The sequence below is a fragment of the Chryseobacterium camelliae genome, from assembly GCF_002770595.1.
In the GTDB taxonomy this organism is placed as follows: domain Bacteria; phylum Bacteroidota; class Bacteroidia; order Flavobacteriales; family Weeksellaceae; genus Chryseobacterium; species Chryseobacterium camelliae.
Window position 1 is genome coordinate 860,321 of record NZ_CP022986.1, and the last position, 23,237, is coordinate 883,557.

20 protein-coding genes are annotated in these 23,237 nt (G+C 38.6%); 8 read left to right on the forward strand and 12 right to left on the reverse strand.

Annotated features, from left to right (window positions below; genetic code table 11):
• Nucleotides 1-347 precede the first annotated feature (347 nt).
• On the forward strand, nucleotides 348-1,301 hold the full coding sequence (locus tag CGB83_RS03950; protein WP_228420085.1) for a beta-1,6-N-acetylglucosaminyltransferase: 954 nt from the start codon (nucleotides 348-350) through the stop codon (nucleotides 1,299-1,301).
• Nucleotides 1,302-1,318: 17 nt separating this feature from the next.
• Here the strand turns inward: CGB83_RS03950 and CGB83_RS03955 are convergent, their stop codons facing one another.
• From CGB83_RS03955 to CGB83_RS03980, 6 genes are all read right to left on the reverse strand, one after another.
• Nucleotides 1,319-2,380 carry a 3-oxoacyl-ACP synthase III family protein gene (locus CGB83_RS03955; protein ID WP_100074627.1) on the reverse strand — a complete coding sequence of 354 codons (1,062 nt, stop codon included), beginning with the start codon at nucleotides 2,378-2,380 and terminating at the stop codon, nucleotides 1,319-1,321.
• Between the two features lie 266 nt (nucleotides 2,381-2,646).
• Nucleotides 2,647-3,096 carry a VOC family protein gene (locus CGB83_RS03960; protein ID WP_100074628.1) on the reverse strand — a complete coding sequence of 150 codons (450 nt, stop codon included), beginning with the start codon at nucleotides 3,094-3,096 and terminating at the stop codon, nucleotides 2,647-2,649.
• A 28-nt stretch (nucleotides 3,097-3,124) separates the two neighbouring features.
• Entirely contained in the window at nucleotides 3,125-3,496 is a 372-nt protein-coding gene (locus CGB83_RS03965) for a VOC family protein (protein ID WP_100074629.1), read from the reverse strand.
• A gap of 35 nt (nucleotides 3,497-3,531) precedes the next feature.
• Nucleotides 3,532-4,005 (reverse strand): hypothetical protein, encoded by a 474-nt coding sequence (locus CGB83_RS03970; protein ID WP_100074630.1) that lies wholly within the window; start codon nucleotides 4,003-4,005, stop codon nucleotides 3,532-3,534.
• 13 nt (nucleotides 4,006-4,018) lie between these two features.
• Nucleotides 4,019-4,474, reverse strand: a complete 456-nt coding sequence (locus CGB83_RS03975; RefSeq protein WP_100074631.1) for a DUF1569 domain-containing protein — start codon at nucleotides 4,472-4,474, stop codon at nucleotides 4,019-4,021.
• A 356-nt stretch (nucleotides 4,475-4,830) separates the two neighbouring features.
• The gene (locus CGB83_RS03980) at nucleotides 4,831-5,256 is read right to left on the reverse strand and encodes a hypothetical protein (RefSeq protein WP_100074632.1); all 426 of its coding nucleotides are present in this window, start codon (nucleotides 5,254-5,256) and stop codon (nucleotides 4,831-4,833) included.
• Between the two features lie 204 nt (nucleotides 5,257-5,460).
• Here CGB83_RS03980 and CGB83_RS03985 point away from each other — a divergent pair, with 204 nt between their 5' ends.
• Nucleotides 5,461-8,067: a TonB-dependent receptor gene (locus CGB83_RS03985; protein WP_157761297.1), complete on the forward strand. Its 2,607-nt coding sequence runs from the start codon at nucleotides 5,461-5,463 to the stop codon at nucleotides 8,065-8,067.
• 567 nt (nucleotides 8,068-8,634) lie between these two features.
• On the opposite strand, the gene CGB83_RS03990 is transcribed toward CGB83_RS03985, so the two are convergent.
• Nucleotides 8,635-9,264 carry a nitroreductase family protein gene (locus tag CGB83_RS03990; protein ID WP_100074634.1) on the reverse strand — a complete coding sequence of 210 codons (630 nt, stop codon included), beginning with the start codon at nucleotides 9,262-9,264 and terminating at the stop codon, nucleotides 8,635-8,637.
• Between the two features lie 105 nt (nucleotides 9,265-9,369).
• Here CGB83_RS03990 and CGB83_RS03995 point away from each other — a divergent pair, with 105 nt between their 5' ends.
• The 4 genes from CGB83_RS03995 to CGB83_RS04015 all read left to right on the forward strand — a co-directional run bounded on the left by CGB83_RS03995 (nucleotide 9,370) and on the right by CGB83_RS04015 (nucleotide 13,275).
• Nucleotides 9,370-9,741: a winged helix-turn-helix transcriptional regulator gene (locus CGB83_RS03995; protein WP_100074635.1), complete on the forward strand. Its 372-nt coding sequence runs from the start codon at nucleotides 9,370-9,372 to the stop codon at nucleotides 9,739-9,741.
• 375 nt (nucleotides 9,742-10,116) lie between these two features.
• The gene (locus CGB83_RS04000) at nucleotides 10,117-11,220 is read left to right on the forward strand and encodes a linear amide C-N hydrolase (RefSeq protein ID WP_157761299.1); all 1,104 of its coding nucleotides are present in this window, start codon (nucleotides 10,117-10,119) and stop codon (nucleotides 11,218-11,220) included.
• Nucleotides 11,221-11,776: 556 nt separating this feature from the next.
• Entirely contained in the window at nucleotides 11,777-12,322 is a 546-nt protein-coding gene (locus CGB83_RS04005) for a peptidoglycan-binding protein LysM (protein WP_100074637.1), read from the forward strand.
• 497 nt (nucleotides 12,323-12,819) lie between these two features.
• Complete coding sequence (locus CGB83_RS04015; protein WP_100074639.1) at nucleotides 12,820-13,275, forward strand: helix-turn-helix domain-containing protein; 456 nt, start codon at nucleotides 12,820-12,822, stop codon at nucleotides 13,273-13,275.
• Nucleotides 13,276-13,277: 2 nt separating this feature from the next.
• Here CGB83_RS04015 and CGB83_RS04020 read toward each other — a convergent pair whose 3' ends face one another.
• The 4 genes from CGB83_RS04020 to CGB83_RS04035 all read right to left on the reverse strand — a co-directional run bounded on the left by CGB83_RS04020 (nucleotide 13,278) and on the right by CGB83_RS04035 (nucleotide 18,117).
• Nucleotides 13,278-13,865, reverse strand: a complete 588-nt coding sequence (locus tag CGB83_RS04020) for a hypothetical protein (protein ID WP_100074640.1) — start codon at nucleotides 13,863-13,865, stop codon at nucleotides 13,278-13,280.
• A 343-nt stretch (nucleotides 13,866-14,208) separates the two neighbouring features.
• Nucleotides 14,209-15,189 (reverse strand): hypothetical protein, encoded by a 981-nt coding sequence (locus tag CGB83_RS04025; protein ID WP_100074641.1) that lies wholly within the window; start codon nucleotides 15,187-15,189, stop codon nucleotides 14,209-14,211.
• Entirely contained in the window at nucleotides 15,170-15,298 is a 129-nt protein-coding gene (locus tag CGB83_RS20565) for a hypothetical protein (RefSeq protein WP_257790668.1), read from the reverse strand. Before CGB83_RS20565 ends, CGB83_RS04025 begins: the two co-directional genes overlap by 20 nt.
• A gap of 1,082 nt (nucleotides 15,299-16,380) precedes the next feature.
• On the reverse strand, nucleotides 16,381-18,117 hold the full coding sequence (locus CGB83_RS04035; protein ID WP_100074643.1) for an APC family permease: 1,737 nt from the start codon (nucleotides 18,115-18,117) through the stop codon (nucleotides 16,381-16,383).
• A 159-nt stretch (nucleotides 18,118-18,276) separates the two neighbouring features.
• Between CGB83_RS04035 and nhaA the strand changes: the two genes are divergently transcribed.
• Both nhaA and CGB83_RS04045 read left to right on the forward strand, forming a co-directional pair.
• Nucleotides 18,277-19,614, forward strand: coding sequence for a Na+/H+ antiporter NhaA (gene nhaA, locus CGB83_RS04040; RefSeq protein WP_100074644.1), 1,338 nt, complete (start codon nucleotides 18,277-18,279; stop codon nucleotides 19,612-19,614).
• Nucleotides 19,611-20,936 (forward strand): DUF389 domain-containing protein, encoded by a 1,326-nt coding sequence (locus CGB83_RS04045; protein WP_100074645.1) that lies wholly within the window; start codon nucleotides 19,611-19,613, stop codon nucleotides 20,934-20,936. The genes nhaA and CGB83_RS04045 overlap by 4 nt, the downstream gene beginning before the upstream one ends.
• Before the next feature lie 160 nt (nucleotides 20,937-21,096).
• Here CGB83_RS04045 and CGB83_RS04050 read toward each other — a convergent pair whose 3' ends face one another.
• Nucleotides 21,097-23,118, reverse strand: a complete 2,022-nt coding sequence (locus tag CGB83_RS04050; protein WP_100074646.1) for a BCCT family transporter — start codon at nucleotides 23,116-23,118, stop codon at nucleotides 21,097-21,099.
• Nucleotides 23,119-23,237: the final 119 nt, after the last annotated feature.

Consider the following 23,237-nt stretch of genomic DNA (forward strand, 5'->3'; position numbering starts at 1 on the left):
TGGGATGTCTGTTTGCAGCAGTCGTATATTTTAGTGATAAGAGCTGCTGCCGTTAGTCAGCTGAATGGCTTTAACGTCGGATATTGATGCATTGGGTTTGATCTGCTCAGTCTGTCCATAATGTATTGATTTAAATTAAGCGGGCAGCTGAAAAGCGAAACTGAAAGAAAAAATAGATATTTAAACTGTGACAGTACAGCGAAGGCAGAAACCTGTTTGATGAATACCTGGCAAATGTAAGATTAAATAAATGAACAAACAAATTTTAATGAATTGATTATCAAAAATTTATTCGTAGCTTCCCGAATTGAACAATTATTTGCATTATGCGGATGATTATAATCCATATGATACCAATATCCTACGCTATCCCGGAACCTCAAATACAGCCTGTACCTTTACGGATTTCAAGACCGGTAAAAATCGCCTACTTTATTATGGTTCACCATAAGCCGCAGGCATTTAAGGAACTGTTCCGGCAGATTTATACAAAAGACCAGTTTTACCTTATCCATATCGACCGGAAAGCAAAACCTGATGTAACGGAAGAAATCCAGCTTTACCTGATTCAGTTTCCCAACGCCTATGTCCTTGAAAGCATGAATATTGTTGCAGGAGGGTTCAGCATGATTCAGGCTGAGCTCAATGCTATGGAATACCTTCTGAATGTAAGCCGCGAATGGGATTATTTCATCAATCTCAGTGGTGAGGATTATCCGCTCAGGTCACAGAAGATCATCCGGCAGTTTTTAGGGCTGCAGAAAGAGCGGAACTACCTTTTTTACTATGACCAGAAATTTTACCGGCCGGATACACTGCAGAGGATACAGAACCATTTTACGGAACTTACCCATAAAATCTCTTCCATGATTTACAAAAGGGAGTTTATGAAAGGGGTTATCCCTTACATAGGTGGGAAGTGGCTGATCCTTACCAGGACCGCCTGCACTTTTATGACCAGCAACAAAAGGGTCATGGATTTTGAAGACTATTACCTCCATACTTTACTGCCGGCTGAATCCTTTTTCCAGACGGTCTTTATGAATACCGAATTTAATGAAATCATCATCAATGATGATAAAAGAGCGGTCATGCAACCCGAAACGTTATTCAGCAGGAAACAGGATCCGGATGAAATAATTACCGGCCTGAAATCAAAAAACCAGCTATTCATCAGAAAAATGGAGCCTGAAATGCATGAAGCCGTGTTCAGCTATATCGAAGAAAGTTTTGATCAGCCCCTGCCGGAAATCAACGAGATTGAAAGGGAACTGAAAAAAGGCCGCCACCAGGATAACTGACGGAAGCCTTTTGTATTTTAAAACTGATAAACGACTGCGTTGATGTTCATCCCAGCGCCTACGGAAGCAAACAGAACCACATCGCCTTCATTGATATCATGGGTATCCAGTTCGTCTTTAAGGATCATGGTCAGTAAAGTGGGTATGGTAGCCACACTGCTGTTCCCCAGCTTATGAATGATCATCGGCATAATATGTTCAGGAGCCGGCATATCATACAGCTGGTAAAACCTGTTAACGATGGCTTCGTCCATCTTTTCATTGGCCTGATGGATGATGATTTTTTTCAGCTGGCTGATCTCGTAACCGCTCTTATCAAAACACTGTTTCATAGCTTCCGGCACTCTCAGCAAGGCAAATTCATAAATTTTCCTGCCGTCCATTTTGATGTATTTGGTATCCGGGCAGCTTTCATTATTATAAGATTTCCCGAAATACAGAAAGTCTTTTTCATTAAGGGTGTAAGATGCTGACAGATGGGATTTGATCCCGGAACCGTCCTGTTCATTCTGTTCAATCACTACTGCACCAGCACCATCGGCGTAGATCATGCTGTCGCGGTCATGCACGTCGACTACTCTCGAAAGTGTTTCTGCACCAATCACAAGGCAGCGTTTGGCTATTCCGGATTTTATAAATGCGTGCGCCTGGATCATCCCTTCGATCCAGCCAGGACATCCGAACAGCACATCATAGGCTACGCAAAAGTTGTTTTTGATTTTCAGCTGGTGCTTTACCCTGGCAGCGAGGCTGGGAACGGCATCCGACTGTATGGTTCCGAAACGCACATCCCCGAAATTATGGGCGAAGATAATATAGTCCAGCGTTTCAGGATCTATGCCTGCATCTTTGATTGCAGCTTCGGCGGCTATCAGGCCCAGGTCTGAAGTGACCTGATCTTTTCCTGCATACCTCCGCTCTTCAATGCCTGTAATTTTTTTCAGCTTTTCAGTAATGGACGCATTGTCGTCCTTCAATGGAATTCCGTTTTCACTAAAGAAAACGTGTTGATCAAAAAAAAGATTGGTTATTGTTTCTCCCGGAATATAGTTGCCTACCCCTGTAATTTTACTGGTCATCTTTTATGTTTTAATGAATGAAAAGCCAATCAGCTTTCATTGCTTTAATTATGTATTTCCTTTTAAACAATACCTCCTGCTTCTGACAAGAGCACGAATGAATCTGTGTTGATTCTGATTTATAGTTTGCAAAGTTAAAGATAAACTAATAAAAACAGAATCCCGCATAAAAATGAATGTATTTCAATATTTACTACATAAGAACAGACCGGAAAATAAAATCAATCTTCCGGACAGCTAATTTTTTTGCAAAAATGATTTTTTAATTACGCATGCTGCTGCATGGTAGCCGGATCATCGTAATTGACCATCCAATGAATGCCGAACTGGTCGGTAAACATCCCGAAATAGGCACCCCAGAAGGTATCGGCAACAGGCATCGTTACTTTCCCGCCTTCGGAAAGCCCGTAAAACAGGCGGTCCGCTTCTTCCCTGGATTCGGTATTGATGGATACTGATACATTGTTTCCCTGTATGAAACCGGAAGACCATGCACTGCCGGTATCGCTTCCCATCAGAACGGTTTCACCGGAAATCGGAAGAGTAACGTGCAGGATTTTATCCTTGTCTTCATCCGGAACAGGATGATCCTCCGAAGGCGGCATATCTCCGAATGTCCCGATGTATGGAAATTCCCCGCCGAAAACGGATCTGTAAAATTCAAATGCTTCCCTGCAGTTACCGTTAAAAGTAAGGTATACATTAACTGTGGCCATAGTTGTTTTATATTTTGATTTGCTAATATTATCGGTGCTGGTCGATCAGGATCATGTTCCCGTCCGGATCTTTCAGGAAGATGTGCTCCGGGCCAGACGAAGATTCATCCGCTTCTTTTTCCGGTGTGATGCCATTCGATTTAAGGTGCTTCTGGATATCCCGCACGTCATCGAATGTTTCCAGGTTACAGGCATTTTCGTCCCATCCCGGATTGAAAGTAAGCATATTCCCGTCGAACATCGCCTGGAAAAGCCCGATCAGGGTGGTCCCGTTTTTCATGATCAGGTAATTCTGTTTCATATCCCCGCCCATGGTACTGAATCCCAGCTTTTCATAAAACTGCTTCGATTTTTCAAGGTCTTTCACACTGAGGCTTATAGAAAAGGCTCCTAATTTCATATGGTTCTGTTGAATGATTAATCTTTTTTGCCAGGCTATTCCTGGTTTTTCATATGGGTTTTAAAATCCATCGTTCCGTCATAGCTTTTCCAGGTTCCGGTAAGTTCAATGAACTGCCCTTCTGCCTTTTCCGTTTTGGGATTCCAGCGGAACGTATAAATGAATTTACCCCTGAACAGGCCGGAATGTTTCCCTTTGTCTTCTTCCGCAAGTTCGTAATCGCCGTACACCACTCCTTTTTTATTGGAATCTTTGTATTTGGTAATGGTAAAGGTACCTTCAAACTTTGTATAATTCTTATCCACCAGTGAATAGCCGGAGACAAAATATTGCTGGTCGTCCTTTTTATTCTGCTCGGAAATATTGATTTTCATCCGGATGACTTCACCACTGTTCCCGATTGTCCCGTTATAGGGACGGCTTTCGTTCAGCCAGACGTTGGAGATATCGGGCATCTGGGAAAAAGCCAGACAGGACATGAGACTGAATAATACAATAAGTTTTTTCATGGTTATTTGTTTTTTAAACGCCGAACTGCGCCAAATGATGGTTCAGGTGTTTGGCGAGCATATTGTTCCATTCCTGGCTCGTCAGCTTCCCGAAAGAAAAGGACTCTTTACCGTCAAATGCAGAAGCACCCAGCTGCTGGGTTTTCTGGATGAACCCGATCAGTCTTTTCTTTTCGGCTTCAAAATTTTTAGGTTCCGTGATCAGGAACTGCGGTGAGGTCGGTCCGTTTTTAGCGTAGGCTTTTTCGCCTACCACTTTAGGCTTCACAAAGTTTTTCAGGATAAATTTGGCAATGGAGCCCGGTTTTTTATGTTTTTCCGGTTCGTAGATCATTTCATAGGAGACACAGCAGTGTGCGAGCATCTGGTCTACCGTCATTTTCCCCCATAAAGACTGGGTTTCAGGTGTAAGATGGTTGATCCTGTCAATGTAATTCTGAGCTTCGCGGGCATCAAATATATTTTCCATAGTTGTTTATTTGTCCGGTCACAAATATATCAGTTTTTTTGCGATGATATGATCTATTGAGGGATTAACAGGATAAATCCAATAATAGATAAAAAGCTATGAAATATGCAATCTATTTTTAATTGATCCGTTTTGCAGTTTCATATAAAGGATTTACTTAGAAATACAATTATATTTCATTATGATTCAATTATTATCATCATAATCTGTTTTTAAGTTTACTTGTTAATTGTTACTTCATTTAAAACATCACGTTTAAAACTTCTATGGAATCAAACATTCATTACACACAAAAGAAAAAACCACTATAAAAGTGGTTCTGTATCAATGGATAAATATTTTCTGAATCTGCGGAATCAATTCACACGGATGAAAGAAACTTTGCCATCCAGGCCGTTCTTTCTGAAAAACTGTACCTTAACTTCACTGTCTTCAAATGAAGTCTCATAACTTGGGATAACCTTGTACGGGGTAAACTGTTTTACGGTGATCACGCAATAATCGTCGCTGGCATCCCCTGCAGGAGCATCATACACAGACAGAATTGCGCCTGCCCTCACATTCTGGAGAATAACTGAACGCGTTTCGTCATTGGAACCGATGTAGGCGGGCGTTTTTGCTTTCAGGTTGTACCATTGTCCCGGTGCATCCGTGATCTGGGCCACTGTGTTTTGTGAACCTCCGTTGCCTTCTTTGAAAATTAGGGTACCTGACTGGGCTTTCACGGTGGACATACCCAGCAATAGTGAGCCGATAGCTACTGCTTTAAAAATTGTTTTCATGGTATTACTATTTTGTAAACCAATATTACAATAAAATATTCACATTATTATGACAAATTAAAAATATTTTACTCATAATAAATATTTAATTTTAAATTTGTATTTATTATGAGAACAGCTGCAGGGATATAAGATACAATATGTTATCGCAATATATGGCTGTTTTTGTTTTATGATGATACTTATAACCAAAAGAAAACTTTTTTGTTTCAAATTAATGTGAATATCCCCATTGCATTGCGTGAGAAATACTATATAATCATAGTTTTCCTGCTCAGTCAGATGGCTGTGGGGCAGAGGAAAATTCCGGTACAGGTCAGGGATTCAGACACGCATCTCCCCGTAGAGGCTGCTACTGTAGTACTGACGAAGAAAAGTGATACCCTTGTAATGCGCCAATTGCAATCGGACAGAAACGGATATTCTACTTTTACCGGTATTCCTGTGGGAAGGTATCAGCTGCGTTTCAACAAGCAGGGTTACAAGGAATTGAAAACCAATATTGAAATCCAGAACTCCGACCTTAATCTACAGGAGGTGCACATCGGCCTGCAGGAAACCGTTATCGACGAGGTAAAGATAAAACCCCTGTCGGTAAAAGTACATTCGGATACCGTACAGTATAACGCTGCACAATATACAACCAGGCCTGATGCCCGCACGGAAGACCTCCTCAGGCGCCTGCCGGGAATTTTCGTGGATCATGACAGCAATGTATTGGTCAAGAGTAAAGAAGCGGAACAGATCCTGGTGAATGGCGAAGCTTTTTTCGGTGATGACAAAAAAAGAGCCATCCAGATGATCCCTGCTGAACTGATTGACAACATACAGGTCTACTCTTCTGCAAAGAAAGAAAGCGGACAGGGTATTCCGGATGAAACCAAAATCACGACCATCAATATCATCACCAAAAAAAAGCAGTCTTTTTTCGGTGACGTGCAGGCCGGGACCGGGTTGGTGAAACGGCACAACCTATCCGGTAACATCAGCACCTTGGGTAAAAAGGCCAACTACAGCATCATTGCACAGGATGACAATGCAGGCCTTACGGGCAGCGGCAGCCATAAGATGCCTTCAGGAAACAGTCCGCGGTCCATACAGAAAAGGCTTGCAGGAATTAATATATCCTATTCCAAATCGCCTGCACTCCGGTTTTACGGAAGCACTGAAATTGATGACACCAGGAGCCTTTCCAGGGAATCCGGCAAGTTCCGGACGCTGCTGCCGGGTGGCGTGGTGCAGTATAACAGTACTGAAACCAATTCTTCGTTACACAATATTTCCTTGCGGTTCAATTATACGCTTAATGCCCGGATCGACTCCCTGACAACCCTGAATGTCAATACCAACATTTTAACAGGCCGTACATTAACACAACAGAACAGCCAGTCTTACATCATGCAAAACCAGCTCCCTGTCAATACGGTCCATAATACCGTAAACGGAAAACAACGGACAGCCAGCGGTTACCTGAATGCCTATATCAGCAGGAAGTTCAGAAAAAAAGGAAGAAGTATTTCAGCAGGCTGGCATGCAGGCATCAACCGCCTCCGGCAAAATGATACCATCAGTGTATTTTCTATGGATAATCCTGTTTCAACACAGCTGAATACCGGTGATAACATGAGCACCTCAGTTTCCGTATCTGCACAGTATACCGAACCTGTACACCAATATGGCAGCATGACCGTAAGTTACAGCCTGTCCAAGTCATACAACACCAACAACAGGAACATCGTTCAGGACTATCCCGGTTTTTCATCCGTTTTTCTGGAGACAAAGACAACTACCCTTACTCAGCAGGCACAAACACGGTATGCATATCAACGTGAGCGCTATGAAATTTCAGGCGGCCTCAACCTACAGCAGACGGAACTGGATACCGGGAGCAACCATACCACCAAAAGCATGCAGTTCTCTCCTGACCTGCACTTTACTTACAGGCCCAATACTGTACGTTCTTTTGTCCTGAATTACCGCAATATGATGACCCCGCCTGCCGGTATTTTGTTGCAGCCCATTATAGATAATACGAATCCGTTGTTCATCCGGTATGGAAACCAGGACCTGAAGCCTTCCCTCACCCACTTCCTGGATTTCTCTTACAACACCGTTAACAGCAACTCACAGCCTTTTCTGATCAACCTGAATGCGGTCCTGTACGAGAATGAGATTGTGGAACAGGTTACAGCTGATGCGGCGGGCTTCCAGAGCACAAAACCCATGAATTTCAGCGGCAATTATTTATTTTCATTCAATATTTCTAAGTCTGCCGAGCTCAAACGCAGCGAAATCAATATGAATTTCAATACCAACGTGATGTACAGGTATTCGGGGAATATCGTCAATGGTGTAGAGAACCATACTAAAATTTCCACGATCCGGGAGACTATTGCAGCATCAAAGACTTTCGGGGAGGCGTTAGATGTAAGCCTTAATTTCCAGCCATCGCTGATCATCAGCACCAATACCCTGGATGCATCAAAAACATCATTCTTCACCTATACCTCAGGGCTTGATCTTTCCTGGAGCAATGACACATGGAAGCTGACAGGATACGGATCGCATTCCCATTATGGCCGGTTCAATACCAGCCGCAGCCGGTCTTTTTTTATGGCCAACCTTTTTATTGAACGGAAAATTTCCCAACTGCGACCCTTATACCTTCATCTTGCCTATTATAATATCACCAATTCCAAGGATTATATCAACAGGATCATTTCAGGAAACACCCTCCTGGATTCAGCTAAAGAAATGATGCCGCCCTACCTTATGTTCGGTGTCAAATGGAATATCCTGAAAAATAACTGAAAACCGCCACTTATTTTTTTTGCCACATCGAACCTTTCAGTGCTGTTCTCTTCATCATTCTTAAGTGTTAAAAAACTTTACTACCTGTTATAATCATTTATTCATGATCATTAAACCACCCCGTCAAAAATCATTTGAATCTTCGACACCCTTCCAAGGGAGGGAAATTGTTTAAACCGTTCAATATTTCTATATAGTAGGCAGATTATGCAGACGTTTTTTCATGCATTCTAAAAATCTAAGATTTTAAAAAACTCATATGCTCTTCTTATTTTCATAGCTAGTAACTTCAAAAATCTTAAGTGTCAAAAACTTCTGTGACTGTTGTGTTTTTATCTCCAGATTATTTTCCACGCATTTAAAAACCGCAGGTTTTTGAAAACTAATGTGTTCTTTCTGTTCTCAAAGCTGGCTGCTTAGATTCTCATATGTCAAAACTTTGCGGCCTGTTATAATCTTTTATCCATGACCAATAAACCACTCCGTCAAAAATCCTTTGAATTCTCGACAGAGACTGACTCACTTTTGAGACAGCCTCTTCTGTTTTTAAGACTTTAGATTCTTAAGTTAGTATATTTTAATCGAAAATTCATTGATGGGCAAACGAGCTTTTGGAACTGATGCCAGGTAATCATTTTCTTTGTCCCTATAACCTAACGAAATAATGACTGATGCATGAAGACCCTTTTCAGACAGGCCTAAAACTTCATCAAATAATTTCGGATTAAAACCTTCCATGGGAGTGGCATCCACTTTGAGTTCAGCAGCGGCAATCAACGCTGTTCCCAGACCGATATATGCCTGTTTACTTGACCAGATTGCATTTTGTTCAGGGGTTTGCAGAGAGAAATGGCTTATTAGGGTATTTTTCAGAATGTCAAGTGCCCCTTCTTCCAAATTTCGTTGCCGCTCCATCATCTCTACGTAGGTACTAATGTAATCATTGGTTATTGTATTGAATCCGGCAAAAACTAATAAGTGAGAAGAAGCATAAATCTGTGAGTTGAAAGATCCCTCCCCTAATTTTTGTCTTACTTCAGAATTGGCTATTACAAACAGTCGATAAGGCTGTATTCCGCAGGAAGAGGCAGTTAGATTTATGGCTTCAATTATCTGGTCAATTTTATCCTCGCTGACTGACTCATCTGAGTATTTTTTAACCGCGTAACGCCAGTGCAAATTTTTGATTAGATCCATTTTTTATTATTTAAAATTAGATCGGCAAAGTTATCGTTTGGATGTGTATATTTGTAACTAAGTGACAAAAAGATATAGTGACAATCGGGTAACCAGGTGAACAATATGGAACAAGAATTTGATTTAGTAAAAGATTGCAGCCAAAAAATTTTGGCTATCAGCGATACCATGGAAATTTTAAATGGAAAATGGAAGATGTCTATTATTGCATGTCTGTGTTATAAACCAATGCGGTATTCCGAATTACTGAAAGAGGTTAAGGGTATTTCTGGAAAAATGCTTAGCAGAGAGCTGAAAGATTTGGAAGCAAATGAGTTGATTATGCGTAACGTACAAAGCACAGCACCTGTTTCCGTAGAGTATACAATAACGGACTATGGACAATCACTTAAGGATTTGACAAATGTAATAGCGGATTGGGGATTTATCCATAGAAAGCGCATTATTGCAGGAATAAAATCATCATTTAAAAATTAGATAATTATTAATCGTACAGATAAAAATAGATATTATTAAACCTTAAAAACCATCCTATGCATTTTCTTTGCAAACCTGATTCTGAGACTTGTGATATCCGGCATCAGGAGAGGCTGCGGCAAGATTGCTCACATATTTTTTACTTTTTGGTTAAAAATAACCATTGACTTTATCTGTCCGATTGCTGTACATTTGCTTCAGATATCAAGCAATTGATCTTCAGAATGTTTGTATGATTCAAAAAAGGACATCATAAAAACATCCCTGAATCAGAAGTTTCTGAAAAAAATCAAATCATATCATTCAATCACAAAATGGAGTGTAGGTGAATTCCTTGCTGCGTTTGTTCATCATCAATCTATAAAATCATTCCTTATGAAATTTCTCTTTTTTCGCCTTGCCGTAATTTTCTCTATCGCCTGTTCAGTCCAGAGTAAAGCCTGCTCCGCTTTTTTACTGACCGGAAAAGAGTATAATGTCGTTGGTTTCAATGAAAACTGGAAAACAATGCCGGGAATGATCGTGATCAACAAACGTGATGTGCTGAAAAGGAATATCAGCTGGCAGAATCTGACCACTGATCAGACACAAGCCGATAAACAATGGACCTCAAAATTCGGTTCCGTTACCTTTAATCTCTTAGGATATGATTTCCCCTGCTATGGTGTCAACGAGAAAGGCCTCTTTCTGGTCGAATTATACCTGGAAGAAACAACCAGAGTTTACCATCCCAAACAGCCCGATATGTTCTGGGCACAATGGATCCAGTATCAGTTGGATCATTACAAAACGGTAAAAGAAGTGGTGGATCATCTGAATGACGGACCCAATATAGACTGGTGGCCCAACGCGGCCGGAAGTCACTTTTTCCTGACCGATGCAAAAGGAAATGCTGCAACGATTGCCTTATTGAACGGGAAATATACCGTACTTACCCATAAGGAAATGCCCATGCCTTTGCTGTGCAATAATCAATACCAAAAGGATCTGGCTGCTGCCAAAAAGTTTGATTTCCTGGGCGGAAATATAAAGTTTGATCCGGATCAGAACAAAAACTGGGAAGACCGTTATAACCGGGCCTATTACATGCTGAAGAATTACACGTATGATCAAAAACCCGTTGATTATGCCTGGAATATTTTGAATTCCATACACCCGGGTGAATGGCAGACCGTTATTGATACGAAAAACATGAACCTGTACTTCAGATCCGACCTTAAAAAAGAGGTAAAGACCATCGATATCAGCAAGCTGGATTTTTCTAAAAATGCCACGATAAAATACCTGGATATCCACACGGATGAAAAAGGAATCGTTAACGCCTCCTTTCAAAACCTGACGATGGCAAAAAACAACCAGTATGTGGAACAAGGATTTCCTATCGGGTATGACAATAAAGAATTTGGAACTTCTTCAATTTTCGGGAAACTGAAAAAAAATATCGTGAAATTCTTTGAAAACATCTTGCCTGAATCTTAATTTCAACATGTGTGTTTCACGCTGTAAGGGTATTCTGAAAGGGATTATAACCATCTCTCTGAACCTCACACGGCCAGACCGATGCAGCAAAGGCAACAGGCCAATATTCTGCTAAGAGCTACAATTACGGATTTATCCTGAAGCTTTTATCTTTAGAAAAAATCCTGCTGAAAGGTGGACCTCATGAATCGCCGACGATACGATCCCATTACCTCTGTTATGACCCATGCGATCAAAAATTAAAACAGGCGAGAATAATAGCTGTTAATGATTTTCTGAGATTATTTCATTGAATCTATTTAAATATTTTTCTGAAAATATAAAGAAAAATTATATGCAAATGGTAATTTATAGTACGACAGCTTTAAAATAGAAATAACAGCAATTTATATACGCCCTCAACACTTTCTAAGTGTTGAGGGCTTTTCTATTAACGAATACATGTAGTTATTTTACTACATCAACTTCCATATTCCACTACAAAGAAACTTTTACTGCCGCCGTAGATTTGTATTGTTCAGAAGAGAACAATTAATCAAGAATAAATAATACGATCATGATAAAACAAATCTCCATCGCAGCCTTAACTATCACAGCTTTCATATTAGGAACGAATACTATTCAGGCTCAGAATACGACTGGAACCACAACCGTAAACATTACCCTGAACGATGTCATCTCTATCGATGCAGGAAGTACAGCCATCGGGAATACGGTTGACTTCAACTATGCCACTGCAGCAGACTACAACTCTGACCAGACGATTACCAAAGCCAATTCTTTAAAAGTGACTTCAACGAAGAACTTTAATGTTAAGGTAAAAGCAGGAGGGGCAAGCTTCGTCAACGGAACCAACCTGATCCCTGTCAATGTCCTGACCATCAAAGCCGCTTCCGCTTCCGGAACTATGGGTGGTACAAAAAGCGCGGTGGTTTTATCTGCAACGGACCAGACTTTAGTCTCCAATGCTCCGCTGGGAAGCGCATTGACCCTGAACCTTGACTATACCATTCCAGCGGCGAAATCATCATCTTCCGATATCTTAGGGAAACCGGCCGGAACGTATACGCAAACCGTAACCTATACCGCAACAGCTTTATGATATGTACAGTACAGGAGGATTCCAGATAAAAGTGAAAACTGCCAACGTAGCTTTACAGAATAGCGTTATTCTCTTTATAAGAAAATGATACACTCATAATTGTATATGTATATAGTAACAGATGAGCTGAAACTTATAGGATTTAGCGTCAGTACACTGCAGAAGCTTGTACAGAAGAATAGCGGTATAAGAAAATTCAATACTTTAGATTACTTTTGTATTTATATCGTTATGGAAGACCTTACGATGGAGGTGGAAGATATCCCTTACCAGATCAAGCCTCACCATATCATTTTTATAGGTCCTGAAAAAAAGGTTTTCTTTAGGGAATCAATAGGAGATCAAATCTATGTCATTTCATTTTCGTCAAGCTTCTATGAGCGATCCTCAAAAGATAGTTTATTTTTGAATTCCAATCTTTTTTCAACTACAGTTCTGATATCTTTGTTGCTCCATTCAATAATCCTGAAGAAAAAAAAGTTCTGTTTATTAAGCGTATGAAACATTTTCAGCTCGTGGATGAAAGCCTTTATATTTCCGCTGCCCACAATGCGATAGAAAGCCTTATTCTTGATGCATTTTTGTATGCGAATAGTACTGAAATCAATAAAGATGTAAAGTTTGATTATCTTTATTATGTAAACAGATTTAAGGTTCTTCTGCAGAGGTGCTTTAAGATAGAAAAAAAAGTGTCATACTATGCGGGTCAGCTTCATGTATCATCAAGGAAACTGACAGAGATGACAGAATATATCTTAGGAAAGACAGCAAAGCAAGTTGTGATTGAAAAAATTACAAGCGAATGTATAAAAGCTTTAGAATCCTCAAATCAGACGATCTCTGAAATTTCATATGATCTAGGGTTCAGCAATGAAGCAAATTTTACTAATTTTATCAAGAAACATACAGGAAAAAAACCATCAGAAATAAAATCAATAACCATGGTTTTTTGAGATTATATGCTATTTTTTCTATACTTCTCAATTCTTAGCTTTCGTTTAACATTAACTTTATCAAGTTCATGTTTTAAGTCTTCAATTGGATCCCAATCGTTATATATCTTTTTTCTGATCCCATATTTTTCACAAAGATCATCAGATAATTTATACGCCATTAATCCAAATTGACTATAATAAAATCTTCTTTCTTCAAACCACTCCTCAAAGTTTGGAGGACCTGTTATTTCTAGGGCTGCCTTAATAACTCTTTCTCCATCTGTGACTTCTGAAGGAAAAGAGAGAAGTTGAAACATTAACTCATGATGTATACTTTTCCAGTCAACATCTTCTGGATAAACTGGAGGTCCTGGAGCTTTAACTTGTGGTTCCAGATATCCTTCAATTGTTCTTTGGCCATATGAAAGTCCATCATCTTTTACAACTGAAACACAGTCTTCAAGATATTTGTCAAGTATGCATACTATTCGTATCGCTAGATATTTAGCATTTTTATTTGCTGTCCTTTTGTCCAACCAGTAAGACTGAAACCATGCAATTCCAGATCCGACAAATACTCCGATTAATCCAAAAATTGCTTCTGTCATATTCTAGTTTTTAATTTGGAGGTCATAGTTACTTATTATCGTTTTTTGAGACTAAAATAAGAAATAGTTTCTTTTAATTTAGTTATGACCTGGGTCATAATATTAATAATCGCCATTAATTACTTTCACTAAGTGATTTTATAATTATATTATAAGTGTAAATTCTTTTTTCAAATTCATGAAAAAGGAATTTTTTAATCAATATCAGTCTTTATTTATTGTTTTGTGAGACTAATTATCAGTAACTTGCAAATATACTTAGGATAGTAATTTATATTGTATTAATTATTGTTTTCTCGTTGTAGTACATATTAAATTTTATCTCTTTTTTAAGATTTCTATATTATAATTTTATTTTAATACTTTTTATTTTATTTTGACCAGGATTAGTAATTTCAGTACTTAAGTTGACAGTTGCATGCTTATTAATGAATATTTTTATCATTGACTGTAGTTCTTCAATTCTAGTGCTATCATAATTATTTGCTGACGCATAACTTTTTAGATCTGACAAAGCTTGATAGTATAAATTTAAATAAACTGAAAATATTTTTGAAAATTCCTGATTATATCTACTAAAAGTATTTTTATAAAATTTATATGTTTTTGAAAGTTCATATGCTTTTTTCACTTGATCATTATCAATAATATCTCTGTAATTACTATTATTTACATTTAGTAAACTGTTTACTTGAATTGTTAAACTAACTCCTGGTTTGGTTGGATTTAAAATAGTTGATCTTAATTTAATATTCTTTTCTGAAGCCTCTTTTCTATTCTCTTTTAAAATGACTTTGTAAACTTCTAACTTTTGTGAAACTGACCTGTCTGCAGCTAGTATTTTATCATAATAAACTACAAATGGTTGAATTTTATTTGAAAATTCCTTTATCCTATCTTGTTTGATTGATTCAGTATACTTTAATGTTTTCTCGCATAAATTGCACCCATCTATTTTTTGACTTACAAAGTTTGATGCTGAATTAATAACTTGTGTAACTAACGATCCGACCGGATTTGAATTAATTATGGAACCTACAATTGGATTAGATATTATTTTATTTAAAATACTCAAGAAACCATTTTTTGTTTCGCCATTTAAGTCTTTCAATAAAAGATTACTCGCCTCTTCTTTAATAAATGTCGTATACGATTTACCTAAAATGAGTTCATTGTTAGGATTTGCAGCTTCTGTAAGTTTGGTAAATAAATCAGTAAAATCAGATTTTGTATCTAAAATTTCGTAATCTTTGATTAATAGTGGGAAATTTTCAGTAGCCTCAAAAATGGTTGTTGAAATAGAATCATAATCTTTTTTTTCCAATTTTCTTCAACTGAATTTCTAACTGCGTAATACGCTCACTATCGGATTGAGCAATAATGTCAGAAGATATTACTAAAAGTAATAAAAAAATAATTTTAAGTTTGGTCATGATTATAGTTTTTAAATTAAGTAGAATTGATTAGTTTTAGCTAAAGTACAAATAGAATCAATATTTATTACATCAAAAGGGCTTAATTTATTAGCTAATGCTGTTGATGCTGTTTTGATAAATACAGCCTGCCAACATCAACAAGGTAATATAACTGGTATAAGAGCAACGGCTGATGCAGTAATGGGAGTTATTGGATTTCTTGGACCTTGGGGAGCAGCTGCATCACTAGTATATTTTGGTTGAATAGCAATTTATCAGAGGAAATTTAATGATTGCAAATCAGTATTTTAGCATGATCAGATTTATAAGATTATTATTTTATCATATTTATATATATTATGATAAAACAGAAAAAGGAGGAAAGTTTTTAACTAAGTTTTCTACATTTGCAGTATTTATTGTTACATCCTCTCTTCTATTTATAAATATTTGTAATTTAATCCTTCAGTATCATGATGTTAACTATACCTCCTTATCTGGCAATACTTATGTTGTTATTTGCGTAACACTTGGCTTTGTGATAGCTTATTATTTAGCTAAAGAAGAATTTAATGATTTTAATAAATATACAGATTATAATAAAAAATATTATTTATACTTCTTTCTGATAGTACTATTAACCATTTTTCTTATTATATATACAGGTAATATTAGTAGGGCAAGAATTTTTAAACAAAGAGCAGTAGTACAGAAGGAAAGCACATCTCATTAAGTTTGTAATCCGTGATCAATACGAATAAACCCGCCGCTTTTGCAGTGGGTTTATTCGTATTGAAACTTTATTCAGTTTATTAAAAATAGAAATAAGAACACTGTTGTTAAAGGCTTTATCATATGGTTAATAATCTTTTTTTGAGACTAATATAAGAAATAGTTTCTCTTGAAATTTTCATCTATGACTTGGGCCATAATACTAATAGTCGCCATCGCTTATTTTTTCTAAATGATTTATAATTATATTATTAAGTGTAAATTTCTTCTTCAAATTCATGAAAAAGGAATTTTTGATTAAGATTAGTTGTTACTTATCATTTAATATCTAGTCATTTCTTTATTCAACTTACAACTTGGGTTAGCTCTTATAATATCAATCGAACTCCACCCAACTCGTCCACTCTATAACTGAATTTTTCGCCTGGACTGCTGATAAACATAAAATTTTTGGGAATATTCCATTTTTTACTTAAATCATCAACGAGTTCAGGGGTAAACTTTCCTACCAGAATAATATACTCCATATCCACATCAGGATAAGCTCTGTCCAGGGTATCGAAATCTGCCAGAAATTTCGGATCCGGTTGTTGGTGCTTATCCAAAACGCTAACTATTTTAATTTTATTGGTGACTTCATTTTCGTGCAAATACATCATTACCTTGTTAAGGGTCGCTATATCATCTCCCTTGGAAAAGAATATAAAATTTTGCTGATATAAACGGGTAAGGCTCCGGTTTAAAGTCCTTTGCCTTGTAAGGGTATATTTTTTATAACTTTTTGATACAGACTGTAGTGCATTAATAATAAAATGCATAATGTCCTTTCTCATCAGCATGGCCAGGATGATCAGTACAGAAGGAACGAAATACTGAAGAAACGTAACAAGATACTGCGGTTTAGTTTTGACAGTTCCATAGAGAGCAATAATGATGGCAAGAAGTGCGATTATTACAGTGCCAGGACTGGCGTAATCAGGCCTGGGAAGACGAGACCGCCGTAATTTTAAAAGAATATTACCAACGGCAAAAGATGCCATAACAGTCAAGAAGGATAAGGCATATACTGCCGCCAATGGAGCCAGTTGCCCTCTTGTAACCAAAAGCACTGAACAGCATAAAAGAAAGAATAGAATAAGAATCCTGTAAGTACTTCCCCTTTTGTTTTCTTTCAGGAAGTAATTAGGAAGAATTCTATCGAGGGTCATTCTCTTGATAAGACCGTTCACTCCTACAAAAGAAGTTAGAACCGCTCCGCTGAGTACCGAAACGGCATTGATGGAAATAAGGGTTGCCAGCCATTTACCCCCAGTCAGTGTTCCAACATAACTTAAAAATGAGTTTTGATGTGCCTCTACTGATGATATTGGAATGATACAGATCACTAAAAATGCAATTACAGGGTTGAGAATTGAAACCGCAATCCACATATTTCGTAGGGTTTTTGGGAAAATTCCTCTTTTCTGCTCCTCGACGAAATTGGAAGAACTCTCAAAGCCTGAAATACCTAACATAGCAGCAGAAAAGCCAAAAAAGATCGCCGTCAAAATACTGCCACTTTTTACCGGCAAATGAAAATTATCTAGAAGAATATCTATACCATTACTAAAGACAAAGTAAATACAGGATCCTATTAAAAGAAGCATGGTCGCCAGATGGAAAATAAATATAATAAGGGCTACTATCGCACTTTCGGATATACCTTGGATCGTAAGACCCAGAAAAAACAAAAGCAGGAGAAAGGTAGCGATATTAACATTAAAATAAGGAAATATGTGATGCAGGTAATGCATGGCTTCGCTTGAAGAAATAACCGCAGTTGCCATGTACGAGAGTATCGTTAAGCATGCAGCTATTGAAGCGTTGCTTTTAGTGGTCGTGTTTAGCAGAACATTATAAGCACCCCCATTTAGCGGAAGGGCGCCAACCACTTCCCCATAAATCTTTCGAAATAAATACAGGACTGCAGCAACAAGAAGCAGTGCGATCCATGCATATTGACCGGCTGCTACAATGGCCAGGGCGGAAACATACAGGCACGAAGATGTTATATCATTTCCACAAATTGCTGTAGCAGACCATTCACCTAGTTTTTTTGTAGACATATTCTTTGTAGTTTAATTAACAGGCTTTAATATTATAAAAATTATTTTTTGAGATTGAAAAATTTCAAAAAATAATTAATAACTATAATTAACCCGGAGATTGCTATAATTCTCTTATTGCATATAGAATCCATAAATTTGTGCTACAAATAATATGCTATGGATCATAAAGACACCCTAAAACCTATCGATAAAATTGTAAAGCCTGTCCAGCGGTTTATTCAGCAGGAAAAATCAGGCGGGCTGCTATTGGGAATCAGTGTCATTGTTGCCCTGTTGCTGGCAAATACACCACTATCACATACGTATCACGAAATCCTTGAGCAGTCATTCGGCTTCCAGTGGAACGGCAACACCTACTTCGAGTACAACATCCACCATTGGATTAACGACGGTTTGATGTCTATCTTTTTTTTCGTGGTCGGACTTGAGCTAAAGAGGGAAATTATAGGCGGTGAGTTGTCCAACCCAAAGAAAGCTTTACTCCCAATTATTGCAGCAGTAGGAGGAATGCTGATACCTGCCCTTATTTACCTTTTGTTCAACCCTTCGGGTGAACCGCATAAAGGCTGGGGTATCCCTATGGCAACCGATATCGCCTTTGCGCTGGGTGTCTTATATCTTCTGGGGAGCCGGATTCCGCTGGCACTGAAAGTATTTCTTACCGCCCTGGCCATTGTAGATGATCTGGGAGCCGTATTGGTGATCGCATTCTTCTATACTGACGACATCAATATGATGTACCTGATGGTTGGACTGATCATTCTCGCTGTCATGTATCTGGGCAACAGGCTCGGCGTACGGTCTATTCTTTTTTATGCATTGCTTGGAATCTGCGGCGTATGGACGACTTTCCTGCTTTCAGGAGTTCATGCCACTATTGCGGCGGTGCTGGCTGCTTTTACTATCCCTGCCGATGTGAAGATAAAAGAAAATGTATTTATTTCTAAGATACAGCTTTACCTGGAACGCTTCAAGAATATTGATCCTACCGAAAATACACCAACTTTAACCAACGAGCAGCTGCATGTTCTGGAGCAGATTAATGAAGCGACGCTGGCTGCAACACCGCCTTTACAAAGGCTCGAACATGCCATGCATCCGGCCGTATCGTTTTTAATTATTCCTATTTTTGCTATTGCCAATGCAGGAGTGTCACTGGATATCGACTTCGAAAGTCTTTTTAATAATAATATTGCACTGGGCACCGCATTCGGGCTTATCGGCGGTAAAGTATTGGGCGTCGTAGGCTTCAGCTATGCTTTCATCAGGCTGAAGATTGCCCATGCACCGGAAGGAATGACTTTCAGAAACCTGCTAGGGCTGGGGTTTCTGGCCTCTATCGGTTTTACCATGTCTTTGTTTGTCACATCCCTTGCCTTCACGCATGAAGAATACCAGACCCAGGCCAAGATCGGTATTTTTGCAGCTTCGCTGATCGGTGGGATTATGGGCTATATTATTCTTAATAAAAATGCGAAACAGACCGATCAATGATAAACAGTATTTTTAATTTCATCAATCTTCATAATGGAGAAGAAAAAAAGGATAAGGTCCTGGAGAATGTGATCTCAAACATTTCGTTTCGCGGTTCCAACCTATGGATCCTGGCCTGTGCCATTATCATTGCATCCATTGGCCTTAACGTAAACTCTACCGCTGTAATTATCGGCGCTATGCTTATCTCTCCATTAATGGGGCCGATCGTAGGTGCAGGTTTTGCCTTAGGAACCTACAATTTCAGGCTCCTTAAAAAATCGATCAAAAGTCTTCTGATTGCCACGTTTGTAAGTCTTGCCGTATCAGCTCTCTACTTCTACCTAAGTCCCTTCAAAGATGTGCAATCGGAGCTTTTGTCCAGAACGGCTCCAAATATCTATGATGTGATGATTGCCTTTTTTGGAGGCCTGGTTGGAGTCATTGCTATTACCAGGGTGGAGAAAGGGAATCCGATTCCCGGAGTGGCTATCGCTACGGCCCTGATGCCCCCTCTGTGTACGGCAGGTTTCGGATTGGCGACTTTTAATTTTTCATTTTTTTTTGGTGCATTTTACCTCTATACGATCAATTGTTTTTTTATTTGTATCGCGACTTTTTTTGTTGTGAAATTTCTGAAGTATCCTTCCTCGATTATTGATAACAAATACGAAAAGCGAATCCGGTACGGGATTTCAATCCTTATTCTGGTCATGATCATTCCGAGTTTTTATCTGGCCTATAATCTTTATAATGAGAAGAAATTCACTAAGACTGCTGAGCAGTTTATCCAGAAGGAGTTCGAAAATAACGGCTATACCATCATCTATAAGAAAATAGCGTACAATGCCAGCCCTAAAACCATTGATATAGCCTTCTTAAATAAAACTTTCAATAAGGAGCAGATGGCTTCGTATAATAAAATGCTAACGGATAATGGATTGTCTAACACTAAACTGAACATTCGTCAGGACGATACTGATATCAAATCCCAGATCTTAAGCGAAATCAATAAGTTCGATACCAATATTTCAGAAAAGGATGTAACCATTTCAAACCTGCGCCGGCAACTCGATACCTACAGGATTTCCGATTCATCATTCCTGAAAGAAATAAAAATTCTTTATCCCGAAATGCGTAATATATCTTATGGCAAAATAGAACAGTATCCCGAAACAGACAGTGCCAGACTGCAGTTCACCCTTATGTATTCCGGGAATAGCGACGCTACCAGGCTTAAAAACTGGCTTCATGAACGGCTTAATGAAAAAAACATTACCTTGGTAAATATTGCGGATAATACTGCAAAACCATCCAATACCCGAACCGATAAAAAGAAATAAAGATTTTTAGAATATTTTGGAAAAATCAGTTCTATAGTATATCAAAAACAGGCTACATTTTTGTGAAGCCTGTTTTGTGTTTAAGACCGAAAAGCCCGATGTTACATTTTTAGCAATAGCTAGTAAGGGATCCCGATTCAGACAGCTGGCGCTGAATCATTTACCTGAACCTGTGATTGGAATCGCTACTGATAAACAGGGTGTTTTTTTCTTCTGATATGATTTCGATGAATCGCTCATAATGCTTCAGAACATCTGAAATCAGCTCATTCTTAGTAAAAAGTTTTACGTCATATCCTTCCCTGGTGTCTCCGAAATAAGACTTTGGAAAATAAATGATATTTTCTTCCGATCCGGGAAGATTTTCTTCATTCAGAAGGTAGTCTGAAAGAATCTTGCTTTCACTTTTTACCCCGTAAATAAAATTATTGATCACATCATACCTGATCTCAATTTCTATTTTTTGCGGACTTTCATTTGAATTGATCTTAGCTTCGATACCGTTGACCGCAAACTCATTTACCAGTTCCTCAAATGCCTGTTTTACGGTTGTCTCAATGTACTTTTCAGTAGAAGCTTGATCATTAAATGAAGCCATCTGTCTCAGCCTTTCCTTCCAGTGTTCTCCTGACCATGGAACGGTGGCAGATGAGAAGTCTTTTTCATAGTAATTTTTGTCAATCATGAGTGCTTTGGTAAGGCTGACAATAAACAAGAGCATAATGACCGAAAACGGCAGTGCCGTAATCAAAGTCATGCTTTGTAATGCAGCAAGACCCCCGGCGTTGAGCAGCATCAATGCAAGAACCGCAAGAAGAACTCCCCAGCCTATGGTCTGCCATCGCGGAGACACCCTGGAATTTTTAGTAGCAATACTGTTCATGACGAAAATACCGCTGTCTGCTGATGTGACAAAGAAAATGATAATGATGCCAATCACAAGGAAGCTGACTAGTTTTGTAAAAGGAAGATATTCAAGGAACTGAAACATTAACCCATCAGGATCTTTGGCCATAGAGCTAAGAAACCCATCTGCCACATTGATATCCAACCATATAGCACTATTCCCGAACACGGACATCCAGATAAAATTAAACAGCGTCGGTAAAATCAATACCGCTGCAACAAATTCCCGTATAGTCCTGCCCTTTGATATCCTTGCAATGAACAGTCCTACATAAGGAGACCATGAGATCCACCAAGCCCAGTACAGGATGGTCCAGTCATAAAACCAGGTCTGGGTATTTTCCTCATAAACGTGCGTATTGAATGTAAGGCTGAAAAAGCTATTGATGTAGGTCCCTATGCCTTCGGTAAAGCTTCCTATTAGGTAGACAGTAGGTCCGAGAACCAAAACAAAAAGCAGCAGGACAATAACTGCAATAATATTGATGTTGCTCAGGATTTTTACGCCTTTATCCAGCCCCGACACGGCCGAAAATATAGCGAGCGAAACTAGAATACTAACGATAAGTACCTGATAAATAAAGCTGGTTTCCGGCAGAATATTAAGGGTAACAAGTCCGGAATTGATCTGAACAACACCGAATCCAAGTGTTGTGGTAATCCCGAAGAAAGTACTGCACAAGGCAAAAATGTCAATCACGTTTCCCCATTTCCCTTTAATCTTATCTTTCAGCAACGGATAAAAACAGCTTCTCAGAGACAATGGCAGCCGGTAGCGGTAGGAAAAATAGGCCAGTGCTAGACCTACTACCCCATAAATTGCCCATGCATGGATTCCCCAATGGAAGAAAGTATACAGCTGTGCATTCTGAACGCGTTGCACAGGAGATTTATAGGCAAATATTTCATTTGAGTAATGCTGCATCGGCTCAGCTACGCTGAAGTACATCAGTCCGATCCCCATTCCTGCTGCAAAAAGCATGGAAAGCCATGAGAAAAATGAGTATTCAGGTTTACTGTCATTTCTGCCCAGCCGGATATTACCGTAACTGCTTATCATAATATACACCAGGAATATAACGAAAATGGTTACGGCCCAGATGTACACCCAGTTGAGATTAACAAAGATAAAGCTCTTAACAACCGTTAAGAGGCCATTGGTAAGCTTTGGAAATATTGCCGATATCATGCATATGCCTATAATGAAGATCAGGCTGGGAATAGTAATCCCTTTTTTAAGAGTGGTTCTGATTTTTGTGTTTTGTGGGATGTTCATTTCATAAAGTTACTTAAAAACAATAAAAATGCTGTAAAAGTGTACCATTATTTATCATGAAAATTGACCGGTAAAATCATTGTACAAATCAGCAGATCTAAAATTATTGAAATGGGTAT